The organism is Sinorhizobium prairiense (genome assembly GCF_029201645.2).
Classification (GTDB): Bacteria; Pseudomonadota; Alphaproteobacteria; order Rhizobiales; family Rhizobiaceae; genus Sinorhizobium; species Sinorhizobium meliloti_A.
The window spans coordinates 260,348-274,250 of the sequence record NZ_CP104130.1; the positions used below are offsets into that span (position 1 = coordinate 260,348).

11 protein-coding genes and 1 pseudogene are annotated in these 13,903 nt (G+C 58.4%); 8 read left to right on the forward strand and 4 right to left on the reverse strand.

Annotation, left to right across the window (positions count from 1 at the left end):
* Window positions 1–65: 65 nt before the first annotated feature.
* The 4 genes and pseudogenes from N0Q91_RS01290 to N0Q91_RS01305 all read right to left on the reverse strand — a co-directional run bounded on the left by N0Q91_RS01290 (window position 66) and on the right by N0Q91_RS01305 (window position 4,293).
* Window positions 66–941: an N-acyl homoserine lactonase family protein gene (locus N0Q91_RS01290; protein WP_275596367.1), complete on the reverse strand. Its 876-nt coding sequence runs from the start codon at window positions 939–941 to the stop codon at window positions 66–68.
* Between the two features lie 20 nt (window positions 942–961).
* On the reverse strand, window positions 962–1,411 hold the full coding sequence (locus tag N0Q91_RS01295) for a hypothetical protein (protein ID WP_275596368.1): 450 nt from the start codon (window positions 1,409–1,411) through the stop codon (window positions 962–964).
* A 29-nt stretch (window positions 1,412–1,440) separates the two neighbouring features.
* Window positions 1,441–3,104, reverse strand: a pseudogene (locus N0Q91_RS01300) (GMC family oxidoreductase).
* A 73-nt stretch (window positions 3,105–3,177) separates the two neighbouring features.
* On the reverse strand, window positions 3,178–4,293 hold the full coding sequence (locus N0Q91_RS01305) for an NAD(P)-dependent alcohol dehydrogenase (RefSeq protein ID WP_104840833.1): 1,116 nt from the start codon (window positions 4,291–4,293) through the stop codon (window positions 3,178–3,180).
* A 294-nt stretch (window positions 4,294–4,587) separates the two neighbouring features.
* Here N0Q91_RS01305 and N0Q91_RS01310 point away from each other — a divergent pair, with 294 nt between their 5' ends.
* The 8 genes from N0Q91_RS01310 to N0Q91_RS01345 all read left to right on the forward strand — a co-directional run bounded on the left by N0Q91_RS01310 (window position 4,588) and on the right by N0Q91_RS01345 (window position 13,862).
* On the forward strand, window positions 4,588–5,697 hold the full coding sequence (locus N0Q91_RS01310; protein ID WP_275596369.1) for an alcohol dehydrogenase catalytic domain-containing protein: 1,110 nt from the start codon (window positions 4,588–4,590) through the stop codon (window positions 5,695–5,697).
* A gap of 707 nt (window positions 5,698–6,404) precedes the next feature.
* Window positions 6,405–7,493 carry a substrate-binding domain-containing protein gene (locus N0Q91_RS01315; RefSeq protein ID WP_345774892.1) on the forward strand — a complete coding sequence of 363 codons (1,089 nt, stop codon included), beginning with the start codon at window positions 6,405–6,407 and terminating at the stop codon, window positions 7,491–7,493.
* A gap of 56 nt (window positions 7,494–7,549) precedes the next feature.
* Window positions 7,550–9,079 carry a sugar ABC transporter ATP-binding protein gene (locus tag N0Q91_RS01320; RefSeq protein WP_104840835.1) on the forward strand — a complete coding sequence of 510 codons (1,530 nt, stop codon included), beginning with the start codon at window positions 7,550–7,552 and terminating at the stop codon, window positions 9,077–9,079.
* 11 nt (window positions 9,080–9,090) lie between these two features.
* Window positions 9,091–10,032 (forward strand): ABC transporter permease, encoded by a 942-nt coding sequence (locus N0Q91_RS01325; protein ID WP_275596371.1) that lies wholly within the window; start codon window positions 9,091–9,093, stop codon window positions 10,030–10,032.
* A 17-nt stretch (window positions 10,033–10,049) separates the two neighbouring features.
* Complete coding sequence (locus tag N0Q91_RS01330; protein ID WP_275596372.1) at window positions 10,050–11,036, forward strand: ABC transporter permease; 987 nt, start codon at window positions 10,050–10,052, stop codon at window positions 11,034–11,036.
* 67 nt (window positions 11,037–11,103) lie between these two features.
* Complete coding sequence (locus N0Q91_RS01335) at window positions 11,104–12,201, forward strand: NAD(P)-dependent alcohol dehydrogenase (RefSeq protein ID WP_275596373.1); 1,098 nt, start codon at window positions 11,104–11,106, stop codon at window positions 12,199–12,201.
* Window positions 12,202–12,211: 10 nt separating this feature from the next.
* The gene (locus N0Q91_RS01340) at window positions 12,212–12,523 is read left to right on the forward strand and encodes a putative quinol monooxygenase (RefSeq protein WP_104840839.1); all 312 of its coding nucleotides are present in this window, start codon (window positions 12,212–12,214) and stop codon (window positions 12,521–12,523) included.
* A 73-nt stretch (window positions 12,524–12,596) separates the two neighbouring features.
* Window positions 12,597–13,862: an NAD(P)/FAD-dependent oxidoreductase gene (locus tag N0Q91_RS01345; protein WP_104840840.1), complete on the forward strand. Its 1,266-nt coding sequence runs from the start codon at window positions 12,597–12,599 to the stop codon at window positions 13,860–13,862.
* The last annotated feature ends 41 nt before the right edge of the window (window positions 13,863–13,903 follow it).

The following is a 13,903-nucleotide window of genomic DNA, read 5'->3' on the forward strand; positions in this document are numbered from 1 at the left end:
AGAAATAGTCGGGCGAGAAGGCCATGCACTACGCGCCATCCCCGCCCGACCACGCCTTGGGAGCGTTACACGTACGATTGCTGCCCCTCGGCAAGGACCACCTCGATCAGGTAGTGTCCGTTCTTGGTCGTGCGGCTCGGATACATCTTCGTCATCGCGGGCTCATGTGGTATGAGAACTCGACGGATGTCGAAGTCAGCGCACTTCATGATCTCGTGCGTCGCAAAAATGAGCTTCGTTTGACTGCCAAAGGCAAGGCCGACCGGAAGATACATCGGGTCACCGGCGATCCCACCGTGCAGATTGTCATGGCGATAGAGTAGGTCGCCCGGGTACACGAAGACGTCGTCGCTGTCAGATTTCCCGTCGTTGCGGATGACCACATATTGCGATCCTGCGGTATGAGTGTCCCGCGCGATCCTGACGTCGATGCCGGGTAAAATGTTGTCGACATTGCCGTCAATGCCGCGCATTCGTCCCTCGCGGGCGAGTTGGACAGCGTAGAGCATGTCCCCCGTATCAGTGGCGGTGAGCAGCCATCGGAAGCGGCGGTCGAGCGCCATAATCGAAACCCAAGCCGCGAGTTCTTCCTGCTGGATGTGGAAGGTCGCGTTAGGGAAAAGTTCCAAACCGCCCATGTGGTCGAAATGCGCATGCGTCAGGATAACGTGGTCGATCTGCTCGGGAGTACAGCCGACCTCGGCGAGCACTTCCTTTGGCGAGAACCAGTTCTGAACGTTGAAGCGCTCCAGGAACTCGCGGCCATGGGATGCATAGTTCACGCCACAGTCCACCAGGATTGTCTTCCCGTGACCCTTCAGAAGGGTGTAGCAGTAAGGAAGCTTTTCATTCCCCATGTTGTGTCGACCGTAGACGAGAGAGCTGGTAGGTGCGTCCGGTACCCACGCGAACTCAAGCATCCATATTGAGTAGTCAGGCAAGGTCTCCTCCCAATCCTGATTCAACTGATAACGGTTTTATGAAGCGCGCAGCACGAATGCTGTAAGTCCACCAGCACAAACCCCGGTAGGCATTTCGACGCCTTTCTTAATTCCGACCACGCTGCCTGTAGAGGCGCGAGCGGATCACGGGCGGATGCCAAGCCTGCCAGCGTGCGGTCTATATCCTCCATCGCGACCCGCAGGAGTTTCCCGGCGTTGGCGAGATGCCCGTGAAAATGCTGGCTGCGAGGTGTGGACCGTAGTGCGCGGAACTCCTCATTTCCCGCCTTTATGAGCCCGGCTGCCGCGGCATGGACCTCCGCGTCAAGCACATGGCGGGACTTCGCGATGGCGAGAAGGACCAGCAGCCCGGCCAGTCGGTTGGCCGCACCATGGAAATTTTCGAAGCACACCTGGGCTGAAATAGTATAGGCCGATGTTGCGTCGTCCAGCACCTCGACGACGCGCATCGAGTTCGTCTGGGATACGGCCACGCTCCTCATGCGGCATGTTCCTCCCGGGTTTCGAGCGGCGCGGCGCGCCGCCCCAAGATAAGATCAGCCGCCTTCTCCGCGATCATCAGCGTCGTGGCGTTGGTGTTGGCAGACGGCATCAAAGGCATGATTGAAGCATCTGCGATCCGAAGGCCGGACAGCCCATGTACCCGCAGCTGTGAGTCAACCACAGTCCCGGGGTGGAGCGCGGCCCCATCCGGGTGGTGCCGATCATGTGGTAGACAGTCGTGCCCTTCTGGCGCGCAAAGTCGAGGAGCTCGTCGTCGCTCTCGAGATTTGGCGTCGGAGACGTCTCAGCATCCATATATCTGCTGAGAGCGTTGGTCCGGAACAACTGTCGCGCTAGCCGCATGCCGCCAAGCAGTGCCATTTGATCTGTCTTGTGCGTGAGATAGTTGGGCTGGATCGCCGGAGGCTCGAAGACGTTCGACGACTTGATATGGGCGAACCCGAGGCTCTCAGGGCGCTCCTGCCAGACGCCGAGCGTCAGGCCAGGATGCGTGTCCAGCAACCCGACTACGCCTTCGCGGAAGCTTGCCGGCGCGCACGCGAACTCAAGATCTGGCCTGGGCAACGAAGGATCGGACTTCCAGAAGATGTGAACAAGTGACGGGCTGACCGCAAGTATGCTCGGCTTCCCGAAAGCCCAGCGAGCGATCTGGCCAAGCAGGGCAGGGCCGTAGGCTAAATCGTTGATGGTCGTTGACCCTTTTACGCGGGCAACCATGCGAACGGCGTAGTGATCGCGGAGGTTGTTGCCCACGCCCCAGAGCTCATGGAAAACCTTGACCCCGGCGCGCCGCAGAACGTCCGCTGGTCCGATCCCCGACAGTTGGAGAAGCTTGGGCGTATTGAGCGCGCCTGCGGTGAGGATTACCTCTCGCGTCGCGCGGAGTTCGCGTCGAGCTCCGCCTGGTCCTCCCGTGATATATGCGACGCCAACAGCCTTTGTGCCCTCAAAGAGTATGGAGGTGGCTTGGCTATTCGTGCGGACGTCCACGTTGCCACGCTTCATTGCCCTGCGAAGGAAGGCTCTGGCGGAGCTGTGCCTGAATCCTTTGTAGATCGTCCGCTGAAAATATCCTGCGCCATCCTGGCTAGCGCCGTTATAGTCCGGATTCCGGGGAATTCCCAACTCTATTGCCGCATCGATCAAGGCCTCGCTGACGGGATGGTGCCAGTCCAAATCGGTGATCGGCAACTCACCGTCGCGTCCGCGATAGCGTTCATCGGCATTACCGATACGACGCTCCGATCGTTTGAAGTAGTGCAGGATTTCCTTATAGCTCCATCCAGGATTTCCTTCAGCGGCCCAGTTGTCGTAGTCTACGGCCTGCCCCCGGACGTAATTAAGACCGTTGATCGAACTTGATCCGCCAAGTACTCGTCCCTGTGGCAGGGAAAAACTCCTGTTGTTCGTGCCCGGATTCGGTTCGGACATGAAGTTCCAGGTGAGTTTTTTGCTGTAGATGTTCTTGATATACCCGGCGGGGACATGAATCATTGGATTGTTGTCCTTTGGACCCGCTTCCAGAAGACAGACTTTGAAACCTGCGTCGCTCAATCGATTCGTAACGACACACCCGGAAGTTCCGCCTCCGACTACGACGTAATCGAACGTCTCTCCTTCAGCCTGCGCGTTTGCCATCTCTCCTCCGAATGCAAATGCTGTCCCATGGTGCCGCAAGCGTCGTCGCGGCCCCTGTATGTCTCGGACGTGACTATGAAGCCCTATGGTTCATGCGCAGGATTGGCTTAATTATCTTCCCGCTTTCTGAGTCGGCCATCGCCTCGTTGATGTCGTCGAGATCGTAAAACTGGACGAGCTTGTCGAACGGGAATCGACCTTGCTGCCAGTACTCAATCAGGCGGGGAACGAATTCAGACGGAATGCTTTGTCCTTCGACGATCCCGACGAGGGTGCGGCCAAACAGGAAGTTGCCGATGTCGATGGTGCCTTCGGTGCCGAGCGCGGAAGAGCCGACGAGTCCGCAAGTTCCCGGCGTGCCGAGGCAATCGACGGCCTGCCGGAAAACCTTAGGCGAGCTCGTGCATTCCAGGCTGAAGTCCACGCCGGCCGGAGCTAGTTCCTTGATGGCCTTGACACTGTCTTCCTTGCGGGCGTTGATTGTATGTGTCGCGCCGAGTTCAAGGGCAAGCTCGAGACGCTCATCGTTGAGATCGACGACAATAACGGTCGTGCACCCTGCGATCCTGGAGGCCATGACTGCCGCCATCCCGACCGCTCCTGCACCGAAGATCGCGATTGAGGACCCGGGCTTCGGCTTGAGGCAGTTTAAGACCGCGCCCGCGCCGGTCTGGAGTCCGCAACCGAGCGGGCCGATAAGCTCGAGGGGGACGTCCTTGGGAACCTTGACCGCGTTACGCTCGCTGGCGATGGCGTATGTTGCGAACGAGGACTGTTCGAAAAAGCAACCGCTGATCTGCTTGCCATGGGAATCGTGGATGGGGCAGGTGCCGTCGGGACGAGTGCCGCGGAAGTTTCTTCCGAAGAAATCCTCGCAATAATAGGGCGTGCCGGTAAGACACTTTTCGCACTTGCCGCAGTAGGCGTAGCTAAGGGCTACGTGGTCACCGGGAACGAGTCCCGTGACTTCGCTCCCAATCGCCTCGACGACGCCGGAGCCTTCATGTCCGAGGACGACCGGTTGCGGTACGTCGTATCCCTGATCTCGGACGACCATGTCCGTATGGCAGACGCCGGAGGCGACGATTCGTACTAGGATTTCGTCCGCCCGCGGTTCATCAATCCCAATGCACTCCAAGACGAGAGCCTTCGCCTTCTCTCTCGAAATTGCAGCATACGCTTGCTTCATAGAATGAGCTCCTCCAGTGCGCCTCAGCGCAATAGTGCGCGAAACTACGCATCATCAGACAATCAGTCAATAATTTTTGGAAGTGCCCTGCCGAGATCTATGCTGCCAGAGCCCTTTTTCATCTTTGTGTCGAGAGAACGCCGTGGTTACGGTAGCTTGGTCCACATCTTACGAGCGGTCTGGTTCCCCGGCTCGCCAGCGGCAAGGTATAATATTGACAGATTGACAGACGACTACTACCCATTTCCCAGTCGGGAAAGCAACGTCACCTGCAAATGTCAGGAGGAGGCCGGAATGTTCGAAGCGCCGAAAGCGTGGTCTAGTCGCTCAATGAAAGCCGCGCAGATTGAGGGGGTAAGGGGACGAATCGCGGTTGCGGAGGTAAGGGTTCCGGAACTGGAGCCAGATGACGCTCTCGTTAGGGTCGTCGCGTCGGGTATTTGCCGCAGTGACTGGCATTTGTGGAACGGCGACTGGGAATGGGTCGGCATGAAACTTCAGCCCGGAGCCGTTCTCGGGCATGAGATCGGCGGCGTTGTCGAAGCCGTCGGATCAAACGTCAAGTCCGTCCGCCCAGGGCAACGCGTCACGGTGCCGTTCAATCTGGCGTGCGGGCACTGCCACCATTGCTCTCGCGGGGAACAGAACATCTGCGACAACGCGGCTGTCCCGCATCTCATCCCAGGATCAGGCGGTTGGGCGCAGTACATGCGCGCGCCCAACGCGAACCTGAACTGCGTACTGCTTCCGGAGGGGGTGGACGAACTTACTGCTGCGGCGCTTGGTTGCCGCTACATGACTGCGTGGCGTGCGATCCAGAGCCGAGGCGCCCTGCGCGGTGGAGAGAGTGTCGCCGTTTTTGGGTGTGGTGGCGTCGGGCAGGCCGCGATCGAAATCGCAGCATCGCTCGGCGGACGTGTCATCGCTGTCGATGTCGATGATGCAAAGCTCGCGAAGGCAAAGGAAATCGGCGCGCATGCCGTCGTCAATGCTAAGGGTCTTTCTTCTGAGCAGGCCGGCGGAGCAGTTAGGAGAAACACCGAACGAGACGCCGGGGTCGACCTTGCGGTCGATGCGCTCGGTAGCGTCGCGACGGTACACGGCGCTCTCCATTCGCTACGCAAAGGCGGCCGCCTGTCCCAGGTTGGTCTAACATCCCAGGAGGAGAAAGGCGTCGTGGCGGTTCCGATGGATATGATCGTGCTAAAAGAGCTTGAAATTCGCGGCAGTCTCGGCAACCCCCAGAGCGAGTACGACGACCTCCTCAGCCTCGTCGCATCGAGGAAACTCAACCCGACTTCACTGGTCAGTCGAACGGTTTCGCTCGGTGACGTCGAATCGGTTCTACATGACATGGATAGCTTTAAAACGAGCGGCTACGTGGTCATCACGGACTTCGATTGAGGCTGATGTCGGGCGAGGTGGTCCGGCCGCGGCATCATTCGTCTTCTGTCAGAACGAACTTGTCGGTAAGAGTCAGGACGTTTCCAGTGCGAACGAACTGCCCTCATCGAGTTCCCGTGAGCTACAAGTATTACCGTCTGCCCCCTCAGCAGCAACGGAATGACCTCGCAAAGTAAGAACGGTACAAAGCTCGTGCGCTGGTGTCGCGGATGCCACCGGGTGGCCGGGTGCTAAAGGAGCGCCGCAAACCCAACGTTTTCGCGCCTCATCCTTGTTCATCCCTGTCAGCTCGCCGTAATCTCGCTCGTTCAATGCCTCGGTCTGAGACAGCTCCAAGCGGTCGCCTTCAATGAAAGTGGCGCGTCCTTCCAACCCGTGAATTCGTTCCGCTCATTCCCCTCGCTTTGCCTATGGCGGACGATGACGAAGGTTGATGACAATTAAGTGCCTTCAAGTTCCGCAAGTCACATGATTGTCTTATTGTCTCACTTGTTGGCAGATTATTGAAAAGTAGAAGACATATCAATCTGATAGGAACTTTCATGGCCCACATTCACTAGTTTCTGACCGAGCTTATTGACAGATTGTCTGAAGATTTATAAGGATGCAACTGCCGTGCTGAGGAGCGTCCGGCAACAGCTGGAGACAGGCGGCTCTCGCGCTAGCAGACAAAATTGGCCGCCCAGGGCGGTAGAGGAGGAGCTTTTATGAAAAGACGCACATTCCTACAGGCGGGCAGTGCTTTGCTCGCCGCCGGCACGTTCGGGGTGCCGAACATTCTTCGCGCCGCGAACGATATCCACATCCTTCCCGACACTTGGCCCTCCGAGGGCGATAACCCGATCGTTGAGGCGGGCAAATTCGCGAAGCCTGGTCCCTGGAAAATTGGCCACAGTCATTATGGTCTCGCAGGGTCGACCCACACCTACCAGACTGCCTTCGAAGCGGAATTCGAAATCACACGCAATAAGGACCGCGTCACCGATTACCAGTTCCGCAGTGCGGACTTGAACCCGTCAAAGCAGGTGGCCGATATCGAAGACCTCATCGCGCAGAAAGTGGACGCGATTGTCATCGCTCCGCTAACCACGGGTTCGGCCGTAGAGGGTATCAAGAAGGCCAAGGCAGCGGGCATACCAACCGTGGTCTACCTCGGCCGCGTCGATACCGACGATTTCACTGTTCAGGTGCAGGGCGACGACTTCTACTTCGGGCGCGTTATGGCCCAGTTCCTCGTCGACAAGCTCGGTAACAAGGGCAAAGTTTGGGTCCTGCGCGGCGTTGCCGGCCATCCAATCGATGCCGACCGCTACAACGGCGCCATGGAAGTCTTCAGCAAGTCCGGTCTCGAGATCACTTCGACGCAGCACGGCAGCTGGTCCTACGAAGATTCCAAGAAGATCGCGGAAAATCTCTATCTCTCCGACCCTGACGTCGCAGGCGTTTGGACCGATGGCGCGAATATGTCGCTCGGCGTTCTGGATGCTCTTCAGGAAGCCGGTGCGTCAACGATCCCACCGATCACCGGCGAAGCCCTCAATGGTTGGATGCGTCGTTGGAACGACGAAAAGCTATCGTCGATTGGACCGATTTGCCCGCCGGCACTTTCCACAGCCGCGCTGCGCGCCGCGTTCGCGCTTCTCGAGGGAAGGCCGATCAATCGCAACTGGACGAATCGTCCCAAGCCAATCACCGACGAGACGCTCTCCCAGTTCTACAGGGCAGATCTCACCGACGCGTATTGGGCTCCTACGGAAATGCCGGACGAGAAGCTCCTTGAGTACTTCAGGGCCTGAAGCAAGCCGGGCGCGGGTTTTCCGCGCCCGCAACTCAAACACATACGGAAGTTCTCATGAGCATGCTTGTCGAAATGGTCGGCATCAATAAGTCGTTTGGCGCCACGAAGGTCCTATCCGACGTTCGCTTCTCGCTGGAGTCCGGCTCGGTGCACGCTCTGATGGGCGAGAATGGCGCGGGTAAATCTACGCTGATGCGAATTCTGTCAGGCGTTTATCAGCCCACCTCTGGAACCGTTCGGCTTCGAGGTCAGGAGGTCAGATTTCGCGCTCCCAAGGAAGCACGTCTCGCCGGGGTATCGACAGTATTCCAAGAATTTACTCTCGTACCCAATCTAACCGTCGCTGAGAACATGTTCCTCGGTCACGAGCCACGGCGTGCCGACGGCTCCATCGACAGGGCGGAGGTAATCGACAGGTCACGCCGTCTGCTATCAGACGTGTTCCCCCAGCTCGACCCAACGGCAATCGTCGACACGCTGACGGTCGCTCAGCAACAGGCTGTCGAAATCGCAAAAGGTCTCACATCGAATGCGGATGTCTTCATCTTCGACGAGCCGACGGCGGCGTTGAACTCGGCTGACGTCGAACACCTGTTCAAAGTGATCCGGGACCTGAAGGGTGCGGGTAAGGCCGTTGTCTACATCTCACATAGGATGAACGAAGTTTTCGAACTCTGTGACAAGATCACAGTCATGAAGGACGGAGCGTGGGTCAAGACCGCGAGGGCGGAAGACTTCAACCTGCATTCCCTTGTCGCGACGATGGTCGGTCGCGAGCTACAGAACTTTTTCCCGTCGCGAGCCGGTGAAATGGGTGACCATATGCTGGAGGTTTCCAAACTTCGCCTCGACGCCGAAGGGCCGGAGGTTCAGTTCTCCGTAAAAAGAGGAGAAATCCTCGGGCTTGCTGGGCTTGAGGGGCAAGGACAACGCGAAATTATGAGAGCGTTAGTCGGCGTGGAGTCAGCGAAATCCATCTCTGTCCGACGGAGCATTGCCGACGCATCCATGCGTGCTGTAGACGTCTCTTCCGGCTTCTCCAACGCCATCTCCGCAGGCATCGGCTTCATACCTGAAGACCGTAAACAGGAAGGTCTGTTTCTCCGTCTGCCAATTTACGACAACATCGCGCTGGGCAAGCAACTAAACCGGCGCATGGCTAGTGTCGCGTGGAGATCCGTTTCGCGCGTCCGCGAAATCATCAAGTCGCTGCACGTGGCTGCAGCCGACCCGGACGCACCCGTTGGAAAGCTCTCCGGCGGAAACCAGCAAAAGGTCCTGCTCGGGCGCTGGCTTCTCTCAGGCGTAGACATTCTTGTGATCGAGGAGCCGACACGCGGCGTCGACGTCGGCGCGAAGGCTGAGATCTATCGCCTGCTCCGTGACTTCAGCGAGAGCGGCGGAGCTGTGATCGTCTCCTCCCGTGAACTCGCCGAACTCATCGGCCTCTGTGACAACATTCTGATCGTTCACGACAGGAAGATCGTGGGCCAGACGCCAGCGGCGGGAGCCACCGAAGAAAGTATTCTTGGTACAGCGTTGGGTTCTCATTCCACGCATGATCAGCGCGCTGCGGTTCATTGAGGAGGAGTTTTATGAATACCGTCGCAAGTTACCTTAGGGTTCCATATCGGGCAGGTGCGATCCGGCTTTCGATTGGGACGCTCCTCCTGATGGTCGTCGCATCAATTATCTTCCTGCCCGGCTTTCTCGCGGGCGAAAACCTCTCGAACCTGCTTGCGCAGTCGACCACGCTTGTCATCTCGGCGCTGGGCCAGACGTTCGTGATTCTGACCGGTGGTCTTGACGTTTCGGTAGGCTCGATCATCAGCATGACGACTGCGATAATGACCCTGGACATGCCCGCCTTTATGCGAATCCTACTCTGCATCGCGGTTGCAACTGCGTTCGGCTTGGTCAACGGCTACGGCGTCGCACGCCTGAACGTCCACCCGATCATCATGACTCTCGCGACTATGGGAATTGGCCAGGGTCTTGCCCTAATCATACTTCCGATTCCTGGGGGTAGGGTGCCGGATTGGCTTTCGACGTCCGTGGCGGGCTCGATTGGCCCGGTGCCGAACACTTTGGTTTGGCTCATCGTTGCTTCGCTCGTCGCTGCCTGGATCCTCTATCGCCGACCGTTTGGGCTCTATCTTTTCGCCGCCGGTGGCAATGAATTCAACGCCCGTATGAACGGCGTGCCGGTGGAACGGACGATCATCAACGCCTATGTCCTGTCGGCCCTCTTCGCCTGCGCCGCAGGGATGTTCCTGACTGGGCGGCTCGCGTCGGGCGATCCCAAGGGCGGAGCCACTTTCGGGATCGAGTCGGTTACGGCGGTCGCACTCGGCGGCGTTCACCTCGCCGGCGGCATCGGAAGCGTCTTCGGTACGGTCGTAGGAGCCGCGATCTTGGGTCTCATCAACAACGTAATGAACCTCGCGAATGTGTCCGCCTTCCTGCAATCGGTGGCTAAGGGCGGGCTGCTCCTCGTGCTCGTTGTATCGCAGCGACGCAAAACAATCGGACTTTGAAAAAGAGGGACACCTCGATGACCACCGTTAATTCCAAGCCGGGTGCGCCATCCGCCTCGTTTAACGGCAAGCGCGTTGTTTCCTGGATCAGCGGCTTGCCTCCGGCTTATTATGTGCTTTCCATCCTCATGGCCGTAGCGCCTGCCGTGAGCGCGACCCTTATCAACCCGAACTATTGGTTTGTGATCCTAAAGCAGTCCGCCCCACTTGGCATCGCGGTGCTGGCCCAGTCTCTGGTGATGAGAGTTCGGTCGATCGACCTCTCGGTCAGCGGTGTATTCGCTTTCGCGATTTACCTCGCGAGTTCGGGCCTGTTGAACAGCTATCCGCCCCTCCTGACAGTGGCGATGCCTATCATTGTCGGCTTGCTGGTCGGTATCATCAATGGTGTCCTTGTTGCCTATGTCCGCGCGTCCGCAGTAATCTCAACGCTAAGTGTCTCGGCAATGCTGATTGGTATCATTCAGTATATGAGTGCGGGCAGGGCGCCGGGTTCTACGCCAACATGGTTGCGCGTGCTGACGAACGGCAACGTGTACGGACTGTCGTATTCCGTCATCATCTGGGTCGCGACCTCGGTCCTTGTAGCCATCGCTTTCCGCTTCTTGATCATCGGTCGCTACTTCCGTGCAGTAGGTGATAACCCTCGCGCCGCCGAGACAACGGGCATTCCGCTTGCCCGAACGATATTCGTCTCGCATGTGACGGCTGGATTCCTGACTGGGATAGCCGCACTTGTTCAGATATCCGCCTTGGCCGTCGGCACAATAAAGCCAGGTTTCGACACCTTCATGAACGCATTGGCCGCAACGATCCTTGGCGGCGTCACGTTCGGCGTCGATCGTGGCGGCGTTGCTGGTCCGTTTGTCGCGGTGGTCGCCTTCAGCTTCCTGTTCGCAATGCTGACTGTTTTCGGCATCCAGGAACCAGGAAAGCTCATTGCTCAGGGCCTGATCATCGCGCTGGCTGCGATCATCTACGGAGCTCGCGCAGGCCGCATCTGAGCCCGCGCACCGAGTTGTCGATTGGTTTCATTCCCGCGCCTTCGCTAGACAAAGCAGGAGAGAAGAAATGGTCAAGATCACTGCGGCTGTTGCCGTGAAGCCGAAGGCTCCACTGGAGTTCCGGGACTTGGAACTGGCTGATCCTGAGGGGAACGAGATCCTTGTCCGCACTGTCGCAACCGGTATTTGCCACACCGATTTGCTCCTGAGAGACGGCATCTTCGGCCCCGCGGCTCCCGTCATTCCGGGACACGAAGGCGTCGGGATTGTCGAGGCAACCGGGCCGGATGTGCAGGGATTGAAAGTAGGCGACGCTGTCGCCCTCAGTCAGAGTTCATGCGGATTCTGCCCAGATTGCCGACGATCGCATCCCATGAACTGCCAGAACTACACGCAGTACAACTTGACGGGTCTGCGGGCAAACGGGAAGAGAGCCATCGTATGTGACGAGGTGGGCAGCAATTTCGTAGGGCAGTCTTCCTTCGCGACCCACATTCTGGCGACAGAGAACAACGCCGCTCTACTCCCCTCGGAGGGATTCGACCTGACAAATGCAGCCCCACTGGGCTGCGGCATGGCAACCGGGGCGGGCACTGTCATAAACGCCATGAAACCGGAGATCGGCTCTACGATTGCTATCTTCGGTGCGGGGGCCGTTGGTATGGCGGCAATCATGGCCGCCAGAGTGCGTCAATGCAGCAAGATCATAGTCGTCGATCTGAACCCACAGCGTCTCGAGATGGCCAAGGAGCTGGGCGCGACGCACGCCGTCAACGGCAAGGACGCCGATGTGGTGGAACAGATTCACGCGCTGACCGGCGGTGGCGCTGACTTCGCCGTTGAGGCCGTCGGTATCATTCCAGTTATCCTAAGTTCCATCAAATGCACGCGGCCCGGCGGACATGTCGTTCTGCTCGGCCTGGATGCGCTCGGCAAGGACATCCCAATTCCGCTCGATCTCATGGTCTTCAACCGCAAGATTCAGGGCGCAATCCTTGGCGACCAAATCCCGCAATTGTTTATCCCGCAGATGGTTCAGCTCAATCAGGTAGGCCTGTTTCCATTTCAGAAGCTGATCACGAGGTATCCGTTCGAGAAGATCAACGAGGCTATCGCGGATGCCGAGGCGGGTCGCGTTATCAAGCCGGTCATCGTGTTCAACTAGGAGCCAGTCGATGTCATCCACGAAATCCGCGGAACAGCACCTCATCGTCGAATTCAAGACCACAACACTGAACAGGGGACGCGTGAAGGAACTCCTCCTGGAATTCATCGGACCGGCGCGTGAAGAGTCAGGGTGCCTTTATTACGACCTCTACCAGCGCTCGGACGAGCCCAACACGTTCTACATCCTTGATGGCTGGGCGAACGAGGAGGCGGTGGCCCGGCACGGCAAGCATCCCAACGTGGTCCGCGTTCTGGAACCGCTCCTGCCACTGCTCGTCAGTCCCCCGTCTATCATTGTGAATAGCCGAGTAAGCGACTGACGGACACTCGTTCGTGGCTCGTTCAAACGGCGCTTGGGGTGAGACGCACCCCGGCCATTCTCGTGGAGTGAAAATGGCGCAACATCGCGTAGTGGTCGTAGGCGGAGGCTTCGCGGGTCTCCAACTCGCCAGGGACCTCAAGTGTCCCGAAACTTCCATCACGATCATTGATCGGCGCAACCATCACCTGTTTCAACCGCTGCTGTACCAAGTCGCGACAACGGTGCTTGCGACATCGGAAATCGCTTGGCCGATAAGGACCCTGTTCCGCGAACGAAAGGACATCTCTACGCTGCTCGGCGAAGTCGTCGGGATCGACACAGAGCAACGCACGGTATTGCTAAAGGGCGGGCCTTCGGTGCCATACGACACTCTCGTTCTGGCCACGGGAGCGCGCCACGCATACTTTGGGCGTGACGAGTGGGAGCCCTTTGCGCCCGGCCTGAAGGCGCTCGAGGATGCGACGACGATACGGAGACGCCTCCTTCTAGCCTTTGAGAAAGCCGAATTGGAGGCTGACCCCGAGCGCAGGAAGGCCCTTCTGACCTTTAGCATCATCGGTGCCGGGCCGACTGGCGTAGAGATGGCGGGCATCATTGCCCAGCTCGCTCATAGAACTCTTGTGGAGGAGTTTCGAAGCATTGACACATCGTCGGCCCGCATTCTGTTGATCGAGGCTGGGCCGCGAGTTCTTCCGGTCTTTCCGCCCGCGCTGTCGGATTATGCCGCCAAGTCGTTAACGAAGATGGGTGTTGAAGTCTGTACCGGCCGCCCGGTGACCGCATGCGATGAAGAAGGCGTGACGATCGGAGACGAGTTCGTTCCAAGCCGGACGGTCATTTGGGCAGCAGGCGTTCAGGCGTCCAAGGCCGCCGAATGGGTTGGGGCAGAGAAGGATCGCGCGGGAAGGGCGCTTGTCGAACCAGACTTGACCGTTTCGGGGCACCCGGAAGTCTTCATCGTGGGCGACACCGCTTCCGTAAAAACCGACGACGGCAATCCAGTACCGGGCATCGCGCCCGCAGCGAAGCAACAGGGGAAGTACGTTGCCGCGGTCATAAAGGCGCGGCGTCTACAAAAACCAGCACCCGCGCCGTTCCGCTACAGACACCTCGGCAACCTGGCGACGATTGGCCCGAGTTCGGCTGTCATCCACTTCGGGAAACTTCAACTGAAGGGTTCTCTCGCTTGGTGGATATGGGGCTTGGCCCACATTTACTTCCTGATCGGCACGCGCAGCCGAATGGCCGTCGCACTCAGTTGGCTCTGGGTCTTCATGTCTGGACATCACTCGGCGCGCCTTATCACGCAAAAAGAGACACTCAAAGACGAAGTCTAACGGCAACAGGCTGCGCGGCGCCTATCGCGTCTTCATTTATC

What these genes read in the sequence shown, in the direction of transcription:
- N0Q91_RS01330 (WP_275596372.1), top strand. Translation starts at nt 10,050, where the DNA reads ATGACCACCGTTAATTCCAAGCCGGGTGCGCCATCCGCCTCGTTTAAC.
- N0Q91_RS01340 (WP_104840839.1), top strand. Translation starts at nt 12,212, where the DNA reads ATGTCATCCACGAAATCCGCGGAACAGCACCTCATCGTCGAATTCAAG.
- N0Q91_RS01310 (WP_275596369.1), top strand. Translation starts at nt 4,588, where the DNA reads ATGTTCGAAGCGCCGAAAGCGTGGTCTAGTCGCTCAATGAAAGCCGCG.
- N0Q91_RS01345 (WP_104840840.1), top strand. Translation starts at nt 12,597, where the DNA reads ATGGCGCAACATCGCGTAGTGGTCGTAGGCGGAGGCTTCGCGGGTCTC.
- N0Q91_RS01315 (WP_345774892.1), top strand. Translation starts at nt 6,405, where the DNA reads ATGAAAAGACGCACATTCCTACAGGCGGGCAGTGCTTTGCTCGCCGCC.
- N0Q91_RS01335 (WP_275596373.1), top strand. Translation starts at nt 11,104, where the DNA reads ATGGTCAAGATCACTGCGGCTGTTGCCGTGAAGCCGAAGGCTCCACTG.
- N0Q91_RS01305 (WP_104840833.1), bottom strand. Translation starts at nt 4,293, where the DNA reads ATGAAGCAAGCGTATGCTGCAATTTCGAGAGAGAAGGCGAAGGCTCTC.
- N0Q91_RS01320 (WP_104840835.1), top strand. Translation starts at nt 7,550, where the DNA reads ATGAGCATGCTTGTCGAAATGGTCGGCATCAATAAGTCGTTTGGCGCC.
- N0Q91_RS01325 (WP_275596371.1), top strand. Translation starts at nt 9,091, where the DNA reads ATGAATACCGTCGCAAGTTACCTTAGGGTTCCATATCGGGCAGGTGCG.
- N0Q91_RS01295 (WP_275596368.1), bottom strand. Translation starts at nt 1,411, where the DNA reads ATGCGCGTCGTCGAGGTGCTGGACGACGCAACATCGGCCTATACTATT.